The sequence below is a fragment of the Pseudomonas sp. AM14(2022) genome (assembly GCF_036346455.1).
In the GTDB taxonomy this organism is placed as follows: domain Bacteria; phylum Pseudomonadota; class Gammaproteobacteria; order Pseudomonadales; family Pseudomonadaceae; genus Aquipseudomonas; species Aquipseudomonas putida_A.
The window spans coordinates 460,991-480,194 of record NZ_JAOTNY010000004.1; the positions used below are offsets into that span (position 1 = coordinate 460,991).

At 59.5% G+C, this 19,204-nt stretch carries 20 protein-coding genes and 1 pseudogene; 8 read left to right on the top strand and 13 right to left on the bottom strand.

The window, feature by feature from the left end; genetic code table 11:
• Window positions 1-31: 31 nt before the first annotated feature.
• Both V3W27_RS11660 and V3W27_RS11665 read left to right on the top strand, forming a co-directional pair.
• Complete coding sequence (locus V3W27_RS11660) at window positions 32-1,456, top strand: MFS transporter (protein ID WP_330206641.1); 1,425 nt, start codon at window positions 32-34, stop codon at window positions 1,454-1,456.
• 155 nt (window positions 1,457-1,611) lie between these two features.
• Complete coding sequence (locus V3W27_RS11665; RefSeq protein WP_330206673.1) at window positions 1,612-2,172, top strand: hypothetical protein; 561 nt, start codon at window positions 1,612-1,614, stop codon at window positions 2,170-2,172.
• Between the two features lie 126 nt (window positions 2,173-2,298).
• Here V3W27_RS11665 and V3W27_RS28140 read toward each other — a convergent pair whose 3' ends face one another.
• The 3 genes and pseudogenes from V3W27_RS28140 to V3W27_RS11675 all read right to left on the bottom strand — a co-directional run bounded on the left by V3W27_RS28140 (window position 2,299) and on the right by V3W27_RS11675 (window position 4,915).
• Complete coding sequence (locus V3W27_RS28140) at window positions 2,299-2,838, bottom strand: methyl-accepting chemotaxis protein (protein ID WP_256214240.1); 540 nt, start codon at window positions 2,836-2,838, stop codon at window positions 2,299-2,301.
• A 3-nt stretch (window positions 2,839-2,841) separates the two neighbouring features.
• Window positions 2,842-3,618: pseudogene (locus V3W27_RS28145) on the bottom strand (PAS domain-containing protein); the annotation flags it as partial.
• 406 nt (window positions 3,619-4,024) lie between these two features.
• Window positions 4,025-4,915 (bottom strand): LysR family transcriptional regulator, encoded by an 891-nt coding sequence (locus V3W27_RS11675; protein ID WP_330206643.1) that lies wholly within the window; start codon window positions 4,913-4,915, stop codon window positions 4,025-4,027.
• 99 nt (window positions 4,916-5,014) lie between these two features.
• On the opposite strand from V3W27_RS11675, the gene gstA reads away from it, so the two are divergent.
• Window positions 5,015-5,608, top strand: a complete 594-nt coding sequence (gene gstA, locus V3W27_RS11680) for a glutathione transferase GstA (protein WP_330206644.1) — start codon at window positions 5,015-5,017, stop codon at window positions 5,606-5,608.
• Between the two features lie 117 nt (window positions 5,609-5,725).
• Here gstA and V3W27_RS11685 read toward each other — a convergent pair whose 3' ends face one another.
• The 4 genes from V3W27_RS11685 to V3W27_RS11700 all read right to left on the bottom strand — a co-directional run bounded on the left by V3W27_RS11685 (window position 5,726) and on the right by V3W27_RS11700 (window position 9,264).
• A complete protein-coding gene (locus V3W27_RS11685) occupies window positions 5,726-6,739 on the bottom strand; it encodes an ABC transporter substrate-binding protein (RefSeq protein ID WP_330206645.1) in 1,014 nt (337 codons plus the stop codon).
• Window positions 6,736-7,263, bottom strand: coding sequence for a sigma-70 family RNA polymerase sigma factor (locus tag V3W27_RS11690; RefSeq protein WP_330206646.1), 528 nt, complete (start codon window positions 7,261-7,263; stop codon window positions 6,736-6,738). Before V3W27_RS11690 ends, V3W27_RS11685 begins: the two co-directional genes overlap by 4 nt.
• Window positions 7,264-7,388: 125 nt before the next feature.
• Window positions 7,389-8,180, bottom strand: a complete 792-nt coding sequence (locus V3W27_RS11695) for a phosphate/phosphite/phosphonate ABC transporter substrate-binding protein (protein WP_330206647.1) — start codon at window positions 8,178-8,180, stop codon at window positions 7,389-7,391.
• Between the two features lie 142 nt (window positions 8,181-8,322).
• Complete coding sequence (locus V3W27_RS11700; RefSeq protein WP_330206648.1) at window positions 8,323-9,264, bottom strand: fatty acid desaturase; 942 nt, start codon at window positions 9,262-9,264, stop codon at window positions 8,323-8,325.
• A 325-nt stretch (window positions 9,265-9,589) separates the two neighbouring features.
• On the opposite strand from V3W27_RS11700, the gene V3W27_RS11705 reads away from it, so the two are divergent.
• Window positions 9,590-10,006, top strand: coding sequence for a GNAT family N-acetyltransferase (locus tag V3W27_RS11705; RefSeq protein WP_330206649.1), 417 nt, complete (start codon window positions 9,590-9,592; stop codon window positions 10,004-10,006).
• Between the two features lie 125 nt (window positions 10,007-10,131).
• Here the strand turns inward: V3W27_RS11705 and def are convergent, their stop codons facing one another.
• The 3 genes from def to V3W27_RS11720 all read right to left on the bottom strand — a co-directional run bounded on the left by def (window position 10,132) and on the right by V3W27_RS11720 (window position 11,979).
• Entirely contained in the window at window positions 10,132-10,671 is a 540-nt protein-coding gene (def, locus tag V3W27_RS11710) for a peptide deformylase (RefSeq protein ID WP_103522058.1), read from the bottom strand.
• Complete coding sequence (locus tag V3W27_RS11715) at window positions 10,668-11,624, bottom strand: YihY/virulence factor BrkB family protein (RefSeq protein WP_047599583.1); 957 nt, start codon at window positions 11,622-11,624, stop codon at window positions 10,668-10,670. Before V3W27_RS11715 ends, def begins: the two co-directional genes overlap by 4 nt.
• A gap of 163 nt (window positions 11,625-11,787) precedes the next feature.
• The gene (locus tag V3W27_RS11720; protein ID WP_027612573.1) at window positions 11,788-11,979 is read right to left on the bottom strand and encodes a CsbD family protein; all 192 of its coding nucleotides are present in this window, start codon (window positions 11,977-11,979) and stop codon (window positions 11,788-11,790) included.
• Window positions 11,980-12,175: 196 nt separating this feature from the next.
• On the opposite strand from V3W27_RS11720, the gene V3W27_RS11725 reads away from it, so the two are divergent.
• Window positions 12,176-12,553, top strand: a complete 378-nt coding sequence (locus tag V3W27_RS11725) for a hypothetical protein (RefSeq protein ID WP_007969330.1) — start codon at window positions 12,176-12,178, stop codon at window positions 12,551-12,553.
• 164 nt (window positions 12,554-12,717) lie between these two features.
• Here V3W27_RS11725 and fadD1 read toward each other — a convergent pair whose 3' ends face one another.
• Together fadD1 and fadD2 are read right to left on the bottom strand one after the other, a co-directional pair.
• On the bottom strand, window positions 12,718-14,415 hold the full coding sequence (gene fadD1, locus V3W27_RS11730) for a long-chain-fatty-acid--CoA ligase FadD1 (protein WP_183784121.1): 1,698 nt from the start codon (window positions 14,413-14,415) through the stop codon (window positions 12,718-12,720).
• A gap of 362 nt (window positions 14,416-14,777) precedes the next feature.
• The gene (gene fadD2, locus V3W27_RS11735; RefSeq protein ID WP_330206650.1) at window positions 14,778-16,466 is read right to left on the bottom strand and encodes a long-chain-fatty-acid--CoA ligase FadD2; all 1,689 of its coding nucleotides are present in this window, start codon (window positions 16,464-16,466) and stop codon (window positions 14,778-14,780) included.
• 243 nt (window positions 16,467-16,709) lie between these two features.
• Between fadD2 and V3W27_RS11740 the strand changes: the two genes are divergently transcribed.
• A complete protein-coding gene (locus tag V3W27_RS11740) occupies window positions 16,710-17,654 on the top strand; it encodes an alpha/beta hydrolase (protein ID WP_330206651.1) in 945 nt (314 codons plus the stop codon).
• Window positions 17,655-17,697: 43 nt separating this feature from the next.
• The gene (locus tag V3W27_RS11745) at window positions 17,698-18,168 is read left to right on the top strand and encodes a MaoC family dehydratase (RefSeq protein ID WP_003227420.1); all 471 of its coding nucleotides are present in this window, start codon (window positions 17,698-17,700) and stop codon (window positions 18,166-18,168) included.
• 124 nt (window positions 18,169-18,292) lie between these two features.
• On the opposite strand, the gene V3W27_RS11750 is transcribed toward V3W27_RS11745, so the two are convergent.
• Window positions 18,293-18,760, bottom strand: coding sequence for a ferritin-like domain-containing protein (locus V3W27_RS11750; protein WP_003227422.1), 468 nt, complete (start codon window positions 18,758-18,760; stop codon window positions 18,293-18,295).
• A 205-nt stretch (window positions 18,761-18,965) separates the two neighbouring features.
• On the opposite strand from V3W27_RS11750, the gene V3W27_RS11755 reads away from it, so the two are divergent.
• Window positions 18,966-19,202, top strand: coding sequence for a DUF3820 family protein (locus V3W27_RS11755; RefSeq protein ID WP_003227425.1), 237 nt, complete (start codon window positions 18,966-18,968; stop codon window positions 19,200-19,202).
• The last annotated feature ends 2 nt before the right edge of the window (window positions 19,203-19,204 follow it).

Consider the following 19,204-nt stretch of genomic DNA (forward strand, 5'->3'; position numbering starts at 1 on the left):
GCTTTTCCATCAATAAAAAATGGATCCGCCGATGACTGCTCACGCTCCCGCCGCCGTGCAACGCGACGGTATCGACCCGATACGCGCCGCCGAGATTTCCGCCCGCATCGACCGCCTGCCCGCCGTCGCCACCATCTGGCGACTGGTGGCGCTGTTGTCGATTGGTGGTTTCTTCGAACTCTACGATTTGTTCCAGACCGCCTACATCAGTCCGGGACTGATCCGTGACGGGATCTTCGCCACCGGCAATCAGGGCGTGTTCGGCTTCTCCGATCAGGCGGCGTTCGCGTCGGCGACCTTCCTCGGCCTGTTCCTCGGCGCCAGCCTGCTCAGCCCGTTGGCCGATCGATTCGGCCGTCGCTCGATCTTCACCTTTGCGCTGGTCTGGTACACCGTGGCCACGGTACTGATGGGCATTCAAAGTTCGGCGCTGGGGATCATCTGCATGCGCTTTCTGGTGGGCATCGGCCTCGGTATCGAGCTGGTGACCATCGACGCCTACCTCTCGGAGCTGGTGCCCAAACGCATGCGCAGTTCAGCGTTCGCCTTCGCCTTTTTTGTGCAGTTTCTCTCGGTGCCGGCGGTGGCATTGATGTCGTGGTGGCTGGTGCCGCAGGCGCCGTTCGGCGTGTCCGGCTGGCGTTGGGTGGTGTTGGCGAGCGCGGTGTTTGCACTGTTCATCTGGTGGCTGCGCAAGCGTCTTCCCGAGTCGCCGCGCTGGCTGGCGCAACATGGGCGTTTCGATGAAGCGAACGGGATTCTCGACGACATCGAAGCCCGCTGCGAGAAGGATTACCGCCAACCACTGGATGCTCCAGAAACGGTGCCCGTGGATGTCGAGGGCAAGGGTCGCTTCGCCGACATCTGGCAGCCGCCATATCGGCGTCGCGCATTGATGCTGATCGTGTTTCACGTGTTCCAGGCGATCGGTTTCTTCGGTTTTGGTAACTGGCTGCCAGCGCTGCTGTCCGGCCAGGGCGTGAGCGTCACCCACAGCCTGATGTACGCGTTCATCATTACCCTCGCCTACCCGCTCGGGCCGTTGCTGTTCGTGAAGTTTGCCAACCGTTTCGAGAACAAATGGCAGATCGTCGGCTCAGCCCTCGGCGCGATGACCTTCGGCACTCTGTTCGCGTTGCAGACCAGCGCCTTCGGCCTGATCGTCTGCGGAGTGATGATCACCTTTTGCAATGCCTGGCTGAGCTTCAGTTATCACTCGTACCAGAGCGAACTGTTCCCGACCAACATCCGCGCCCGGGCGGTGGGCTTCTGTTATTCGTTCAGTCGCTTGTCGACGGTGTTCAGCAGCCTGTTGATCGGGCTGTTCCTCGACAACTTCGGCACGCCCGGGGTGCTCGCGTTCATTGTCAGCAGCATGCTGATCGTGATGCTGACCATCGGCTGGTTCGGCCCGCGCACGCGCAATCTGGCGCTGGAAAACATTGCCCACCGCTGAGGCTACACGGTCATCCTCTGCCGCCCGACGGCAAGGGATGACCGCTTTGTTGCACATGCCAGATCACTAACACGTTGAAATAAAATAACTTTCTTTAAAGGCACGCTAATTGCTCGGATACGCCCGTCAGCAATTATCCAAAGGTCTCCATCATGATGTTGGTCAGTGCCAAACAGCAGCAGCCCATCCACCTGCCCAAGCGGCTGGCGGATGACGCGACCACGACCGCCGCTGCCGGTCTGCAAAGCGGCCTGCACGGCGCCATGCTGCAATCGCTGCAGAACCAGGCCCAGTCGCAGGCGACCGACGCGACCTCCAAGGTTGAGGATTCGGCCACGCAGATCGCCACCCAGCAAGTGGCCGCCGCCACGCGCATCAGCGATAACGTCGACGAAGCGTTCGCCAAGACCCGTGTCGGCCTGCAAACCACCGACGCCACGGCGGCCGGCACCACCACCGGGACCTCGGCCACTGACGCGTTCAAGGACTACATGAGCAAGTCGCCGGAACAGCGCCTGCGCGACAGTATCTTTCAGAGCATGGGCATCACCGAAGACGACATCAAAGCCATGCCGCCGGAGAAACAACTGGCCATCGGCAAAGAGATCGCCGAGCGTCTGCAGGACAAGATGAAGCTGGCGCAAGCGGAAAAAGACAACGTCAATGACGTCAAAGACAGCGACAAACTGGCGGACAAGTTTCTCGCGGCGCTTTGATCTGAAAGTTGCTTAGAAACCAATGTAGGAGTGAGCCTGCTCGCGATAGCGATACATCAGTTACTTATCCAGTGACTGACGCACCGCAATCGCGAGCAGGCTCACTCCTACCGTTGTTGATGGGTGTCAGTTTAGTTGCAACGTCGCATTGAACTGCCCGATCGCATCCACCACATGTCGCGATCCCTGCTGAATTTCCAGAATCACCTCCCCCGCCTCATTCGCCAACTCCACACCCAGCCCGGTGCGGCTCAGGCTCGACTGCATGCTCGACACCGCACTCAGCGACAGGTCGTGGTTTTTGCGTACCACTTCGACAATCTCCAGGGTCGCCTGACTGGTACGCGCCGCAAGACTGCGCACCTCGTCCGCCACCACCGCAAAACCGCGTCCGTGTTCACCGGCTCGCGCCGCTTCGATGGCCGCGTTGAGCGCCAGCAGGTTGGTCTGGTCGGCGATGCCGCGGATGGTCTGGACGATGGTGCCGATGATGTCCGACTGCTTGCTGACCGCATCAATGCTCAGCGCCGCTTCGTTGAGGTCGCGGGAAATGTCCTGAATGATCTGCACCGTTTGCTGCACCACCTGTGAGCCTTTTTGCGCGCAGGCGTCGTTCTGTACCGAGGTGCTGTGGGCCGATTCCGCGGCGTTCTGCAGCGTGGTCATCTGGTTGGTGATGTCACTGGCGAACTTCACCACCTTGTACAAACGACCTTTGGTGTCGAACAGCGGGTTGTACGAGGCTTCGAGATAAACCATCTGCCCGGACTTGTTCTTGCGTTCGAAACGGTGCGAGTGATATTCGCCGCGATTGAGCGACGCCCAGAACGCCTTGTACTGCGCCGATTCGGATTCGGAACGGTGACAGAACATGCTGTGGTGATGGCCAACGATTTCGTTGAGCGAGTACTGCATGGTTTTCAGAAAGTTGTCGTTGGCGGTTATCACATTGCCCTCGGGCGTGAACTCGATCACCGCCATCGAACGGCTGATCGCCGCCAGCATGCTTTCTTCTTCGTGTTCTTTGTTGACCCGGGCGGTGATGTCCGACGCCACTTTGATCACACTTTTGACTTGTTTGTCCGGGCCGTACACCGGCATGTAACTGGCTTCGAGCCAGATCTCCTTGCCGGACTTGTTCAAACGCAGGAACGTGCCGCTGATCGGCTCACCCCGGGCCAGGTCGCGCCACAATCTGGCGTACTCCTCGCTGCGGTAAAACGCTTCTTCGCAAAACACCCGGTGATGTTTGCCGCGCACTTCCTCGGCGCTGTAACCCATGGTCTTGCAGAAGTTTTCGTTGGCATCCAGAACAATGCCCTCGGGGGTAAATTCGATCATCGCCATGGAGCGGCTGATCGCTTCGAGCTTGGCGTTGGCTTCGGTCAAGGCGCAGCTGAAACGCTCGATTTCCTGCAGGTCAGCCTTGTGATGTAGGTTGAACATGGTTGTATCACCTTCCGCGCGGTCTTTTGATTTGATGAAAGTTCAGGTCTTTCAGCATCCACCACTACGTTCCACAGAACAGGCACACGCATTCCTCCACGGGAGGAAGTTGTCAGGTGATAAATGATGTTTAATCCGAGGGTCCATGCAGCGACGCTCTAATCAAGACATCCTTCTCTTGATAGCCCAGCAGCGGGCCAGCCCTAACGTGCAGACAACTTCCATGTACAACTTGCTCCTTGTTGGTTCAGTGTCCGGTGCCTTGGGTTGCGCACTCTGGCAGCGTTGAAATCACGGCTAACAGATGACGGTCGACATAGTTAGTTACAGCTAGCATAGCCAGCGCCATGCCGTGCGCAAGGCCACTAGTCGGCCAGTATCTGGCACTTTTTGCACAAGAAACGGTTCAGCGAGCTGTCGCGACCGCCGTCTCCGCCACCAGATCCAGCAACGCCTGCACCGTCGCTGACGGCGTCTGCCCCGCAGGCAGCACCAGCGAAAACACCCGTTCGATACGTGGCTGCAGGGCAATCACGCGCAAGCCCTGGCGCTCGGCCGGCAAGGTCATTTCCGGCACCAGCGTTACGCCGAGGTTTTCTCGAACCAGAGTGAAGGCGCTGCTCCATTCACGCACTTCGACCCGCACATCCTGCAACTGCAACCCGGCCTCGGCGGCGAGGCTGCGGGCGTTGGTCGAGCAACCGCCGGTGGCCAGCACAAAAGGCAGCGCCGTCAGTTCTTGCAGGCTGACGCCCTGCTCGGTTCCTCGCAGCGCCAGCGGATGCCCTGCCGGCACGACCGCCACCCATGCGTCGCGACCCAATGGCCCGGCGTTGCGTTCGGGTGCCGGGTTGAGCACCACGCCGACATCCACCAGCCCGGCCGCGAGCAGGGTTTCCACCTCGTCATCGCTGACCTCCAGCGCCACCACTTCGATCCCCGGGTAAAGCCGATTGAACTGGCGCAGCAGCGGTGGCAGAAAACTCGCCAGCACCATGGGAAAACTCGCCAGGCGGATCGTCCCGCGCAGCATCGGGCGCACGCTGTCGACGGTCTGGCGAATGGTCTCCAACGCACCGAGCATCAGCCGCGCCTGCTCGATCACCGGCAGGCCGATGGCGGTGGGCAAGGTCTGTCGGCTTTCGCGGCTGAACAGTTGCACGCCGAGGGTTTCTTCCATCAGCGCCAGGGCTTGGCTCGCGCCGGACTGGGTCATGCCGACCCGCTCGGCAGCGCGGGTGATGTTGCCGTGATCGGCCACGGCGACCACCAGCCGCCAATGCATCAGGTTCATCATGGCAGTAGCTGTCCTTATGGCGGCTTTCTGAAAGATTAATTTTACCGAGAGTGCGGCGCACTATGACACTGGCGCCAAATCCTCACCAGAGAGCTGCAGATGAAGCTGTATTACGCCCCGCAAGCCTGTTCACTGGCGCCGCACATTGTCTTGCGCGAACTTAAGCTGCCCTTCGTGCTGATTCGCGTCGACAACCGCAGCAAGCGCACCGCCAGCGGTGAAGACTTTCTCGCGATCAACCCCAAGGGGTACGTCGCGGCACTGCAACTGGACAACGGCGCGGTGCTGACCGAAGGCCCGGTGATCCTGCAATATCTGGCGGATCTGCAACCACAGTCAGGGTTGGCCCCGGCGCCCGGCAGTTTCGAACGACTGCGTCTGCAGGAGTGGCTGAATTTCATTTCGAGCGAGATCCATGGCGGCCTTGGTGCGCTGTTCGATGAGCGACTGCCGGCCGAGGTGATCAAGGAGAAGTTGTTCAAGCGTTTTGCGGTGTTGGTCGCAGTGCTGGAGCAGCAGGATTATTTGCTGCCGAGTGGTTTCAGCGTGGCGGATGCGCTGCTGTTTGTGGTGTTGCGCTGGGCCGGGTTGTTCGGGATCGAACTGGGGCAGTGGCCGGCACTGGCGCGGTTTCAGGCGCGGATTGAGCAGAGGCCGACCGTGGCGGCGGCGTTGGCTGCGGAAGCGGCGTAAGTCTTTAGATCATTCGCGAGCTCCCACAGGAGTTTTGTGCACGTCAAAAATCCAGTGTGGGAGCGAGCCTGCTCGCGAAGGCGTCCGTTCAAACAACGCAGATCAACCGGGAGAAACTCAAAGCCCCGCCGTCACCTTGCTCGCCACCTCCCCCGGCACCCACGCCCTCCACACCTGCGGCTGATCGCGTAAAAATGCTTCGGCTACCTGCCGTGGTGGCTGGCGTTTTTCGCTCATCCCGGCCAGCGTCTGGTTCAGCAGATCAATCGGCAAATCGACTTTTTCGAAGAACGACACCAGCTCAGGGTATTGCGCCTTGAACGGCGCCGACACGCCAATCGCCAGGCTGGCCGGCATCGAGCGGGTGCCCTTGGGATTCGGGTTGTTGGCATCGGCCAGGGTTTTCCAGGCTTCAGCATCGAACGGTGGCTCTTCGAGCTTCACCAGTTTGAAGCGACCGAGCAGCGGTGTCGGCGACCAGTAATAGAACAGCACCGGTTTGCCGCGTTTGATCGACGATGCCACCTCGGAATCCAGCGCCGCGCCGGAGCCGGTGCGGAAGTTGACGTAGCTGTCGGTCAGCGCATAGGCCTTGAGCTTCTGGCTGTTGACGATTTCCGAAGTCCAGCCGGTCGGGCTGTTGAGGAAGCGTCCACGGCGCGGGTCTTCCGGGTCGCGGAAGACGTCTTTGTAGCGCGGCAGGTCGGCCACCGACTTCAGCTCCGGGGCCAGCGGTTTGATCCCGCGTTCAGGGTCACCCTTGATCACGTATTCCGGCACCCACCAGCCCTCGGTCGCCCCCTTGACCGTATCGCCCAGGCCGAACACCTTGCCTTCATTGGCAGCCTTGACCCACGCCGGACTGCGCCCGGCCCATTCCTCGCCGATCACCTGAATATCGTTTTTCGCCAGCGCCGCTTCCAGGCTGACGGTGCTGCCCGGCAGCGTGTCGGTCGGGTAGCCGTAACCTTTTTCGACGATCAGGCGCAGCACTTCGGTGATGAAACTGCCGCTTTCCCAAGTGATGTCACCGAAGTGGATCGGTGCGGTTTTTTCCGCCGCCGAAACAGCGCCGACGCTCAGGCTCAGCGCCAGTAACGAACGGCCAAGCAGGGTTTTGATCGATCTCATGCGGACCTCTTGTCTGTCAGGATTTGGTTGGCGCTGTGGCGATCGCACAGGGCTTGGGAGCGGCTCATGTAAACGCTGACCGAACGCTGAGAGATGCCCAGTTCGGCGGCGATTTGCGGGTAGGTCAGGCCATCGATCCGCGCCAGCAGAAAGGTCGAGCGGACCTTGCCGGGCAGGCGTTGCAGGCTGTGATCGAGGCGCTTGAGGGTCTGGCTCAGTTGCGCGAGGTCTTCAGGCGAGGTGGCAGCATCGATGTCGACCTGCTGCGCATGCCGGCGCTCCAGATCCGCCCGGCGCCAGCGCTGATAAAGCAAGCGCTGAGCAATCGTGGTGAGCATCGCGCGGGGTTCGCGAATCGCCGTGATACTGGGCGCCTGCAGCAATTGCGCGAAGGTTTCGGCAGCGATGTCTTCCGCGCCTGCGGCGTCGTGCAGATGTCGGCTCAGGTAAGTGCACAGCCAGCGGTAGTGCGCGCGGAACAGTGCGTCGAGATGATTGCGATGAGCGGTGTCGGCGCCGGACATAAGGGCTCCTGGGTAAGGGGTCGCTGAATGTCCGGTGATCCGGTGGCGCGATCGTAGCAAGGCGCCTTATGCATTAATAATATTTATATTTTATTCTTATATTCTTTTTGGAGATATAAGGCTGTTCAGCGCAAGCGGCCGTAGCCCAACTCTTCAGCCTCACGGTGATAGTCGAGCAAGATCTGATAATCGCTTTCGCTGGCGGGCAACACTTCAGGCAAGCCGAGGATCTGCGCCACATCAGGCAATTCACGCAACGCCTGATTCATTACCCGGCGCAACTGTTCGATCTGCTCATTCGTGGCAGTCGCGGCGGTGATAAACGGCAACGTCGGGCTGAACGCACTACGCGCCACAACCCGCAATCCGTTGACCTCCTCAGGTGCGTATTGCGCAAGGCAGGCATAGGTCACGCTGTCAATGGCCGCCAGATCGGCGCGCGCTTCACGCAACCAACGCAGACTTTCGCGGTGCGCCCCACTGATGCCGACCGTGGCGAAAAACTGCCCGTCGCGGTGTAAAGGCGCCAGACGCTGGCGCAACAGGTTCATGCCGCTGTTGGAGTCGTCACTGTTGATCACCCCACGGCTGCCGCGAAAATCCGCCAGGGTTTTGCGCGTATCGTCAGCACGGCTGAGAATCAGGCTGCAATGATTGCCGGCAGTGGCGTCGGGCAATTCGTAGCGCGGGCGACCGACGATGCGTACCTGATCGCGCAGCAAGGTCATCAAGGGATAGCCGCAGGTCTGGGTCAGCAGCAGATCCGGCGACAACCAAAGCTCGGGGAGCGACAGGCTTGCGGCGTTCAGGCGGGAATGGCCGAGGTGTTCAAGAATGCGGGCGATCCAGCGTTCGTTGGCCGCGCGAATGGGCTCGGGGGCGGTGTACATCAGCAGTTCGAGGTGGTGTTGGGTCATACACATTATTCCCGGACAACAGATTTCCACTGTAGGCCTTCGCCTGCTCGCGAATGCGGTGTGTCAGCCTCCATATGCGTTATTGACACACCGCTTTCGCGAGCAAGCCCGCTCCCACAGGGGTTTTGTGGTGTTTTTGAGGTTAGTGGTAAGGATGTTGCGGACTGTCGATCGGCCTGAATCCATGCTGCCGCCACAACTGCCCATAACCCTGCACCAGAAACCCGCCACTGCGCGCCACCCATTGTTCGCGGCGCATCCGGTAGGCCGCCGGCAAGTCGTACCACGCCAGCCCCGGCAGGTCGTGATGCACCAGATGAAAATTCAGATTCAGAAACAGCCAGCGCCACGGCCAACCGGCTTCGTTGAGCACGGTGCGCTGCTCCGGTTGTGCGTGCGGGCGGTGTTCATAGTAGGAGCGGATCATCGTGATCGACAGTGCCGGCACACTGATCAGCAGCAGGTAATGCCAGACCGGCAACACGCTGAAGCGCGCGATAAACCACAGCATCAACACGCTGAACGCACCGTGGGTCAGCCACATCGACCAGGCCTGACGCTCGCGGTTTTTCAGGCGTTGCAGTTCTTCGGCAGCCAGCGCGATCAATCCCAGCGGCGCACCAATGATGAAGCGGCCGATTACGGTTTTATTCAGCCAGTGCAGGCTGCGTTCGAACAAGGAACTGCCCTGCCAACGCGCGGCCGTCAGATAACGGCTTTCCGGATCGATACCGGGCACAGTCAGGTGTTCATCGCGGTGATGCAGCAGGTGGCTGTCGCGATACAAGGTATACGGGTACCACACCGCAAAAGGTGCGTAGCCGAGGATTTTATTGAAAAGCACCGAGCGGGTCGGGTGCCCATGCAGCAATTCATGCTGCACTGACAACCACAGCACCAGCAGCGGAATCAGCAGCAATGTGCTCAAGCCGCGACCGAGCCAGTGGCTGTTGAGGATGATTGCGAACCAGCCGCCATACACGCCGATCAGCAGCAGCCACGTCGGCCACTCGGTGCGGGCAGTGAAGCGCTGGCGCAGGGTTTCGATCTGCTGGCGATGGTCGGCGTCGAAGTAATTCGGCATGGCGTGGCTCGGAACGGGAATCTTCCCCTTCTGTGCAACGAAGCCGAGCAATCTTGCAGATTATTTTTGCGCTGAAACGGGAGCCCGGGGGACGGGCTCCCGAAGGACGTGATCAATGACCGAAAATATCGACCTTCTTGGCTTTCTTCTCTGCACGCTTTTCAATCGCCGTCTTCACCGGTTTCTTCTTCGCGGCTTTCTTTGAATCCATACCTTTGGACATGATGCGTACTCCACTCACAGGGATGTAGGCTCAGGTATACACCTATCCAGCATCGCCCGTTCTTTTATAATCGGCGCTTTGACCCTCCGCCAGTCCGATCCCATGCCTGATACCCGATACGTCCTGCTCGACGAGCCTTTGTGGCCGTTGATGAACAAGTTTTACCGCCGCCACCAATCGTCGATGAAGGCGGTGCGCGATGCGCAGTTATGGGTGGCCCGTCGAGAGGACATCGTTGCCGCATTGTGCTTGCGGCCGGTGGCGGGCGGGTACTGGTTGACCGGATTGTTTGTTGATCCGGGTTGCCGTGAGCAAGGGATTGCCGGAGAGTTGATCACGGCGGCGGTGAAGGATTTGCAGGAGCCGGTGTGGCTGTTCTGTCATCCGGACTTGCGCGGGTTTTACGAGCGGCGCGGTTTCAGTTTCGATCCCGCCCTGCCCTACGCACTGGCCGAGCGGTTGAGCCGGTATGCGCGGAGCAAGCCGATGATTGCGATGGGGCTGACACCTTCGATCTGATGCGAATCCCAATGTGGGAGCGAACTTGCTCGCGAAGGCGTCGTGTCAGTCGCTGCATCAATTGACTGATACGACGCCTTCGCGAGCAAGCCCGCTCCCACATTGGGATAGAGGTGTTCTCAGGATCAGTCGTCGGCTGCGGGATCGAGATCCGGGAACATCACTTCGGTAAAGCCGAACTTGCTGAAATCGGTAATCCGCGACGGATACAAGCGGCCGATCAGATGATCGCATTCGTGCTGCACTACCCGCGCATGGAAGCCTGACGCCACGCGTACGATCGGCTCGCCCTTGGGATCAAAGCCTTCGTAGCGAATCTGCTGATAACGATCCACCGCACCGCGCAGGCCGGGCACCGACAGACAGCCTTCAAAGCCCTCCTCGGTCAGCGGACTCAGCGGCGTGATCAGCGGATTGATCAGGATTGTCTGCGGCACTGCCTCGGCGTCCGGGTAGCGTTCGCTGTGCTCGAAACCGAAGATCACCAGTTGCAGGTCGACGCCGATCTGCGGCGCAGCCAGGCCGACGCCACCGACGCTTTCCATGGTCTGGAACATGTCATCGATCAGTTGCCACAGCTCGGGGCTGTCGAACATTTCCGGCGGCACGGGTGGAGCAATGCGCAGCAGGCGTTCGTCGCCCATTTTGAGGATTTCACGGATCATGGTCGGGCTTCGTCAGTGTCCGGCTTGAGCGAGTGGTCACGCCCCAGGCCAGAGACATGTTGTTTGGGATGTTCATCGAGTTCGCCGGGGACTTTCTCGCCCTCGTCCTTGCCCTCGCTGGACATGTGTTCGATCACCGCATTCATCTCGGCGCCGAGCAGCAGCACCGCCGAGGAAATGTAGAAATACAGCAACAGCACGATGATCGCCCCGATGCTGCCATACATCGCGTTGTAGTTGGCGAAGGTTTTGACGTAGAACGCAAAGCCCAGTGAGGCGATGATCCACACCACCACGGCGAGTACCGAGCCGGGGGTGATGAAACGGAATTCCTGTTTGACGTCGGGCATCACGTAATAGATCAGCGCCACCGCGACCATCATCAGAAACACGATCACCGGCCAGCGCGCAATCGTCCACACAGTGACGATGAAGTCTTCCAGCCCCACCTGCGCGGCAATCCAGCCCATCACTTGCGGCCCGAGCACCATCAGTGCGGCCGCCACCAGCAACATGCCGGCAATGCCGACGGTGTAGAACACCGACAGCGGAAAACGCTTCCAGATCGGCCGGCCCTCGACCACGTCGTAAGCGGCGTTCATCGCGCTCATCATCAGCCGCACGCCGGCAGACGCGGTGTACAGGGCGATGACGATACCGACCGAAAGCAAGCCGCCCTTGGACTGCTGCAACTGATCGATCACCGGGTTGACCTGTTCCAGCGCCTGCGGTGGCAGCACCAGTTCCGACTGCAGGCGCAACCAGCTAAAGAAGTCCGGCAGGTGCAGGAAACCGATCAGGGCGATCAAAAACAGAATGAACGGGAACAGCGAGAACAGCATCTGGTAGGCCAGTGCCGAGGCGTAGGTCGACATCTCGTCGTCGACGAATTCAGTGACCGTGCGCACCATCACCCGGTGCAGTGGCAGACCTTTCATGTCTGGAAAAATCATTCGCGTCTCCTTTCGCCGCATTACAGGTTGAAGTCGTGGCGACTCAGGGGCCGTTTTCTACATCACGGTAGCCTACTTGGCGACCTTCGTGGATGGCTGTCGGGTTTTGACACAAAAACGGCCATCCTTGGATGGCCGCTCGTGTGTTTCGTTCAAGGCGGAATTACGCCTTGTCGACACCTTTCTTGATGGCGTCTTTGGCTTTGCCGACAGCTTGCTGGGCTTCACCTTTTTTCTCTTGCAGTTTGCCTTCGGCTTGCAGCTTGGTGTTGTCGGTGGCTTTGCCGACGCCTTGCTTGACGTTGCCGACTGCTTCGTTAGCCATGCCTTTTACTTTATCGCCAGTGCTACTCATGGTGTTTCTCCTTGGTGCATTGAAGGGGAAAAGTCAGTACGTAAAGATTGACTGGCCGGGTTTGCCACGAGTTTCATTTATTTTTGCCCTTCATTTCGTCGTGCCATGCAGGTTGGGCTTTATGTTTGCCCCGCAAGCCCCGAGAATGCGCAGCTATGGGCGCCGTGCGCCAACGATCAGATCCCGCAGGAATGTTATGAAACTCGATAAAAAGCAGGCCATTGCCCGTCGCAACCAGGAACTGGGCGGCGCTGTGCTCGGCACCAACAACTGCCACTTCGCCGAATTGAACCGCAACCGCAACATCTGGTGGTTCGACCTGCCGGTGACGCGCCTCGCCGTCGGTCAGTACGAGTGGATTCACCTGCTGATGCACACCCCGGCCACCGACGAACTGCTGCACCTGAAAGTGCCGACCGTGTTCCTGCGGGAAAAGCTCGAAGGCCTGGTGATTCGCAACGAAGGCAAGCGCAAGGCGGCGTTGAGCCTGGAATTGAGTGCAGACAAGGATTCGTATCTGCAGGACATGCGTCCGGCGGGAACCAACGTGAATTTCGCGCCGTTCCGGCAGTAACCGAAAAGCTTCGCGAGCAAGCCCGCTCCCACATTTGACTGTATTCCAACTGGAGGAACGCGGTTGAATGTGGGAGCGGGCTTGCTCGCGAAGGCGGCATCACAGTCACTACAGATCCACCACCTATTCCAACAAAAAGCCCCGCATCTGCGGGGCTTTTTGCTTCAGGCGGCGGACTTGGCCTTGATCTTCTTCAGCTCTTCATCACGCAACTCACGGCGCAGGATCTTGCCGACGTTGGTGGTCGGCAGCGCATCGCGGAACTCCACCGAACGCGGCACCTTGTAACCGGTGACGTTGGCGCGCATGTGGTCCATCACGGTTTCCTTGGTCAGGGTCACGCCCGGCTTGGCCACGATGAAAATCTTGATCGCCTCGCCCGACTTCTCGTCCGGCACGCCGATGGCCGCGCACTGCAATACGCCCGGCAGGGTCGCCAGCACGTCTTCCAGTTCGTTCGGGTAAACGTTGAAACCGGATACCAGGATCATGTCTTTCTTGCGATCGACAATGCGCATGTAGCCATCGGGCTGGATCAGCGCGATATCACCGGTCTTCAGCCAGCCTTCGCTGTCGAGGATCTCGTCGGTGGCTTCCTGACGCTGCCAGTAGCCCTTCATCACTTGCGGGCCCTTGACGCACAGCTCGCCGATTTCGCCCATGGGCTGCTCGACACCCGCATCGTCGATGACTTTGCACAGGGTCGACGGCACCGGAATGCCGATGGTGCCGATCTGAATGTTCTGGATCGGGTTGACCGTGGCCACCGGGCTGGTTTCGGTCATGCCGTAACCTTCGCAGATCGAGCAACCGGTCACCGCTTTCCAGCGCTCGGCGGCGGCCAGTTGCAGGGCCATGCCGCCGGACAGGGTGACTTTCAGGTTGGAGAAATCCAGCTTGCGGAAACCTTCGTTGTTGCACAGCGCGACGAACAGCGTGTTCAGGCCGACAAAACCGCTGAACTTCCATTTCGACAGTTCCTTGACCATCGCCGGCAGGTCGCGCGGGTTGCTGATCAGGATGTTGTGGTTGCCGATCAGCATCATCGCCATGCAATGAAAGGTGAACGCATAGATGTGGTACAGCGGCAGAGGGGTGATCAGGATCTCGCAACCTTCATTGAGGTTGGAGCCCATCAGCGCCTTGCACTGCAGCATGTTGGCGACGAGGTTGCGATGGGTGAGCATCGCGCCTTTGGCCACGCCGGTGGTGCCGCCGGTGTACTGCAACACCGCGACATCGCTGCTGTGCGGATTGGCTTCGGCCACCGGCTGGCCCTGGCCCTTGCTCAGCACGTCGTTGAACTTGACGGCTTTGGGCAGGTGATAGGCCGGCACCATCTTCTTCACGTACTTGATCACGCTGTTGATCAGCAGGCGCTTGACCGGCGGCAGCAGGTCGGCGACTTCGGTGACGATGACGTGCTTGACCCCGGTTTTTGGCACCACGGCTTCCGCCAGGTGCGCCATGTTGGCCAGGCACACCAGGGCTTTGGCGCCGGAGTCATTGAATTGGTGTTCCATTTCCCGCGCGGTGTATAGCGGGTTGGTGTTGACCACGATCAGCCCGGCGCGGATCGCACCGAAGACGGCCACCGGGTACTGCAGAACGTTGGGCAGTTGCACGGCGATTCGATCACCGGGCTGCAAGTCGGTATGCTGTTGCAGATACGCGGCAAACGCACCGGACAATTCGTACAGTTCACCGTAGGTGATTGTCTTGCCCAGGTTGCTGAAAGCCGGCTTGTTGGCGAAGCGTTGGCAGGATTGCTTCAACACTGCCTGAATATTCGGGTACTCGTCTGGATTGATGTCGGCAGCAATTCCAGCCGGGTATTTATCCTTCCAAAAGTCTTCGATCATGGAAGCCCACTCCTCAGCAACGCGAATTCTTCACCGCATTTGATGCGATTATTATTGGTGTGTGTTTTGTATTGGTGAATCTGGCTTTTCTACAGGCCGAGAAGTCACAAAGCGCGCCGAGAGTAGCAGCTTTGCCGAGGGCCGACTAGAGCCAAAAGCGGCCTCCATGGTCACTTTAGTGACTCAAGACTTTCCAGCAGTCATTTTAGAGCAAAAATCCTATACACCCCTGAAAGCCCCGGTTTTCCGGGCCTTCCCCCCCAAAAAAGCATCGCGGGCAAGCCCGCTCTCACAAGGTTGGTGGAGATCCCTGCGGGAGCGTGGCTTGCCCGCGATCCGCGCCACGCGCGGCCATTCACCGATCAGGCGATATCGCGCAACTCCCGCCGCAGAATCTTCCCGACCGGCGTCATCGGCAACGACTCACGCAGCACGATGTGTTTCGGCACCTTGTAAGCGGTGAAATTCTCTTTGCAGTACGCCTTCAGTTCTTCGAGGCTGACCCCGGTTTCCCGCGCCACCACAAACAGCTTCACCGCTTCGCCCGAACGCTCGTCCGGCACACCGATCACCGCGCAGTTGGCGACTTTCGGGTGGGCCATCACCACGTCTTCGATCTCATTGGGATACACGTTGAAGCCGGAGACGATGATCATGTCCTTCTTGCGATCGACGATGCGCACAAAACCGTCCGGGTCGATCACCGCAATATCACCGGACTTGAACCAGCCCTCGGCATCCAGCACTTCGGCGGTGGCTTCGGGTTTGTGCCAGTAGCCTTTCATGATCTGCGGGCCTTTGATGCACAGCTCGCCACGCTCGCCCATCGGCTGCTCGACACCCTCGTCATCGATGACCTTCAGCAGCGTACCCGGCACCGGCAGACCGACGGTGCCCAGACGCGACTTGTCGCCATACGGGTTAGTGCAGGCCACCGGCGATGTTTCCGTGAGGCCGTAACCCTCGGTGATGCAGCAACCGGTGATCTGCTCCCAGCGCTCGGCGGTGGCCTTGACCAGCGCGGTACCGCCGGAGTTGGTCAGCTTGAGGCTGGAGAAATCCAGGGTCTTGAAGTCCGGGTGCTCCATCAGCGCGACGAACAACGTATTCAGTCCGAGCAACGCCGAGAAGCGCCAGTTCTTCAGCTCTTTAATGAAGCCTGCGATGTCGCGCGGATTGGTGATCAGCACGTTGTGGTTGCCGGAAACCATCATGCACATGCAGTTCGCCGTGAAGGCATAGATGTGGTACAGCGGCAATGGCGCCACCATCACCTCCTGCCCTTCGCGCAGCAATGGCTGACCGTCCGGCGCCAACTGCGCAAGACACGCGCGCACCTGCTGCATGTTCGCCACGAGGTTGCCGTGGGTCAGCATCGCGCCCTTGGCCAGGCCGGTGGTGCCGCCGGTGTATTGCAACACGGCGATGTCGTCGAGACCGACTTTCAGCGGCTTGATCCCCAGACCACGGCCCAGGCGCAGCGCACTCTTGAGCGAGATCGCCTGCGGCAGCGAATAGTCCGGGACCATTTTCTTCACTTTGCTGACCACGGTGTTGATCAGCCAGCCCTTGGCGGTGGGCATCATGTCGCCCATCTTCGCTTCGATCAGGTACTGGATGTCAGTGTCCGGCAGCACTTCCTGGACCTTCTGCCCGAACATGTTCAGGTACACCAGCGCGCGGGCACCGGAATCCTTGAACTGGTGGCGCATCTCGCGCGCGGTGTACAGCGGGTTGGTGTTGACCACGATCAGCCCGGCGCGCAAGGCACCGAACACGGCAATCGGATATTGCAGCACGTTGGGCATCTGCACCGCGATGCGATCCCCCGGCACCAGATCGGTGTGGGCTTGCAGGTAACCGGCGAACGCCGCGCTGTAGCGCTCGAGTTCAGCGTAGGTCAGGGTCACGCCCATATTGCTGAAGGCCGGACGGTCCGCGAATTTCTTGCAGGAACGCTCAAACACCTCGATCACCGACTTGAACTCGCCCATGTCGATGTCCAGTGGTACGCCGGCGGGGCGTTTGTCATTCCAGAAATCAGGTTGCATTGTTCTTGTCCTCTTTTACCTGAATCGATCCGGGAGCCGCTTTTCTGTGGTTTCGCGCTGATCCCTGAGGGCACAAAGCAAAAAGCGGAGCTTCACGGACACTAGCAGTTATGGCCATTGAGGCAAATATGGGCGATGGCGACATTGATCGTATGAATCTTCCTGCCGTGGCGTGAGCTGATCGGACGCGCTATACAATGCAACGACTGCGGGCCGATACCGCTCGATAAAAAAGGAATTGCCATGATCCACCGAGGCTTTTGGCTGGACGCGAGTGACCGCAGCCGCCTGTTCGTCAACCAGTGGCTGCCGGCTGCGCCCTTGAAAGCGCTGATCCTGCTGGCCCACGGCATGGCCGAACACAGCGCCCGCTACGAGCGGCTGGCGCATGCGTTCTGTGCTCAAGGCTATGGTGTGTACGCCCCGGATCTGCGCGGCCATGGCAAAACCGCCGAACACGGGACGCTCGGGCATTTCGCCGATGACGACGGCTGGTGCAAGGTGATCGGCGATCTGGCCAGCCTCAATCAGCACATCGGCCAGCAGCATCCCGACGTGCCAATCATCCTGCTCGGGCACAGCATGGGCAGCTACCTCGCTCAGGGTTACCTGCTGCATCACAGCGCCAGCCTGCATGGGGCGATTCTCAGCGGTTCGAACTTCCAGCCGGTGGCGCTTTACGGCGCGGCGCGACAAATCGCCCGTTTCGAAAAACTGCGTCAGGGTGGCAAGGGCCGCAGTGCGCTGATCGAGTGGTTGTCGTTCGGCTCGTTCAACAAGAAATTCAAACCGGCGCGCACGCCGTTCGACTGGCTGAGCCGCGACCCGGTCGAGGTCGATCTGTATGCCAACGACCCGTTGTGTGGCTTCCGCTGCACCAATCAATTGTGGATCGACTTGCTCGGCGGCTTGCAGCAGATCAGCAAAGCGTCCAATCTCGCCCAGATCGACCCGGGCCTGCCGCTGCTGGTGATCGGCGGTGAATGTGATCCGGTGAGCGAAGGCAAGCGTCTGACAGATCTGGCCGAAGCGTTGCGCTCGGCCGGCAGCCAGAACCTGCAACTGAAGATCTACCCGCAGGCGCGGCACGAATTGTTCAACGAAACCAATCGCGACGAAGTGATTGCCGATGTGCTGACCTGGATCGACCAGGCGCTGAGCCATCGCCGCCCCCATCGCAGCGAATAATTTTTTGTGGATTCACTTTAATCCGTCACAGGAATCAAGACCGATGACCCAGGTTACCAACATCCCTTACGAAGCCCTCGAAGTCGGCCAGACCGCCAGCTACAGCAAGACTGTCGAAGAGCGCGACATTCAGCTGTTCGCCGCGATGTCGGGCGACCACAACCCGGTGCACCTGGATGCCGAGTTCGCTGCCGCCAGCATGTTCAAGGAACGCATCGCCCACGGCATGTTCAGCGGTGCACTGATCAGTGCGGCCGTGGCGTGCGAGCTGCCTGGGCCGGGCACCATCTACATCGGTCAGCAGATGAGCTTTCAGAAGCCGGTGAAGATTGGCGACACCCTGACCGTACGCCTGGAAATTCTCGAGAAGCTGCCGAAGTTTCGCGTGCGCATCGCCACTCGCGTGTTCAACCAGCGTGATGAGCTGGTGGTGGATGGCGAGGCCGAGATTCTGGCACCGCGCAAGCAGCAGACCGTGACCTTGCCGACGTTGCCGGCGATCAGCATCGGCTGATCATCAGGTACACAAAACGAAAGTGGGAGCGGGCTTGCTCGCGAAGGGGTCGTGTCAGCAACAGCATCGTTGCATGACACACCGCTTCGCGAGCAAGCCCGCTCCCACAGTTTTTTAGCGTGGCTTACGAACGAGCGCGAGCCTGGTTACGCAGGGCTTTCACTTGGTCGTGGTTGCGTTGTACGCCGTGGTACTGACGCTCAACCAGGTCACGAATACCGACCAGGCCGTGCTTGTTGATTTTCTCGATGGCTTCACGATAGGCCTTCAGGGCGTGGTCTTCACCGCGCTCGGCTTCGTTCAGCACAGCCTCTTCGTCCTTGCCAGTGAACATGGCTTTGACGTCGACCCAGCGACGGTGCAGGTCACCGCTGACGCTGGTAGAGGTTTCCGGATCACCGCCCAGTTTACGCACTTCAGCCTGCAGTTCAGCGGCGGCAGTCGCGCAATCGGCAGAACGGGTCACGAACAGGGTTTTGAGTTCTGGATGCTTGATGTCTTCAGCGCAAGTCTTGAACCCTTCCTGGCCGTCCTTGCAGGTTTCGATCAGGTCGTTGAGTACAGAGATCGCTTCTTTATTCATGTCAGTCATTTTTCAATTCCTTGCGGTTGGTTGAAGATGCAAGGGTTATTGCAGTGTGCGTGCCAGCTTTTCATTCAAAAATAAATCGTTATTTTTCAACAACTTAAAGATATTTGAACTATCTGTATCACGGTTATTTGCATGATCTGTCATTTGGCCTGCATGCAGAATGCCTGTATTTTCCTGACTGATTGAATCCAGATGACTGCCACTGATGAATCCTGAAAAACTTGAACTGCTGATCACCCGTGAAATGCCCTTCGGCAAGTACAAGGGCCGAATCATTGCCGACCTGCCGGGGCCTTACCTGAACTGGTTTGCCCGCGAGGGTTTTCCTCACGGCGAACTCGGCGGACTGCTGGCGCTGATGCAGGAAATCGACCATAACGGCCTGTCGGACCTGCTCGAACCGTTACGCGCCAAACACGGCAAACCTGCCCCGCGCCACTGAAG

Coding starts and splice junctions, on each gene's coding strand:
- V3W27_RS11755 (WP_003227425.1), top strand. CDS start 18,966: ATGAATCCTGAAAAACTTGAACTGCTGATCACCCGTGAAATGCCCTTC.
- V3W27_RS11705 (WP_330206649.1), top strand. CDS start 9,590: ATGCCTGATACCCGATACGTCCTGCTCGACGAGCCTTTGTGGCCGTTG.
- V3W27_RS11690 (WP_330206646.1), bottom strand. CDS start 7,263: ATGTCCGGCGCCGACACCGCTCATCGCAATCATCTCGACGCACTGTTC.
- V3W27_RS11740 (WP_330206651.1), top strand. CDS start 16,710: ATGATCCACCGAGGCTTTTGGCTGGACGCGAGTGACCGCAGCCGCCTG.
- V3W27_RS11675 (WP_330206643.1), bottom strand. CDS start 4,915: ATGATGAACCTGATGCATTGGCGGCTGGTGGTCGCCGTGGCCGATCAC.
- V3W27_RS11700 (WP_330206648.1), bottom strand. CDS start 9,264: ATGCCGAATTACTTCGACGCCGACCATCGCCAGCAGATCGAAACCCTG.
- def (WP_103522058.1), bottom strand. CDS start 10,671: ATGATCCGTGAAATCCTCAAAATGGGCGACGAACGCCTGCTGCGCATT.
- gstA (WP_330206644.1), top strand. CDS start 5,015: ATGAAGCTGTATTACGCCCCGCAAGCCTGTTCACTGGCGCCGCACATT.
- fadD1 (WP_183784121.1), bottom strand. CDS start 14,415: ATGATCGAAGACTTTTGGAAGGATAAATACCCGGCTGGAATTGCTGCC.
- V3W27_RS28140 (WP_256214240.1), bottom strand. CDS start 2,838: ATGACCACGCTGCAGAACGCCGCGGAATCGGCCCACAGCACCTCGGTA.
- V3W27_RS11685 (WP_330206645.1), bottom strand. CDS start 6,739: ATGAGATCGATCAAAACCCTGCTTGGCCGTTCGTTACTGGCGCTGAGC.
- V3W27_RS11750 (WP_003227422.1), bottom strand. CDS start 18,760: ATGACTGACATGAATAAAGAAGCGATCTCTGTACTCAACGACCTGATC.
- V3W27_RS11695 (WP_330206647.1), bottom strand. CDS start 8,180: ATGACCCAACACCACCTCGAACTGCTGATGTACACCGCCCCCGAGCCC.
- V3W27_RS11660 (WP_330206641.1), top strand. CDS start 32: ATGACTGCTCACGCTCCCGCCGCCGTGCAACGCGACGGTATCGACCCG.
- fadD2 (WP_330206650.1), bottom strand. CDS start 16,466: ATGCAACCTGATTTCTGGAATGACAAACGCCCCGCCGGCGTACCACTG.
- V3W27_RS11725 (WP_007969330.1), top strand. CDS start 12,176: ATGAAACTCGATAAAAAGCAGGCCATTGCCCGTCGCAACCAGGAACTG.
- V3W27_RS11720 (WP_027612573.1), bottom strand. CDS start 11,979: ATGAGTAGCACTGGCGATAAAGTAAAAGGCATGGCTAACGAAGCAGTC.
- V3W27_RS11715 (WP_047599583.1), bottom strand. CDS start 11,624: ATGATTTTTCCAGACATGAAAGGTCTGCCACTGCACCGGGTGATGGTG.
- V3W27_RS11745 (WP_003227420.1), top strand. CDS start 17,698: ATGACCCAGGTTACCAACATCCCTTACGAAGCCCTCGAAGTCGGCCAG.
- V3W27_RS11665 (WP_330206673.1), top strand. CDS start 1,612: ATGTTGGTCAGTGCCAAACAGCAGCAGCCCATCCACCTGCCCAAGCGG.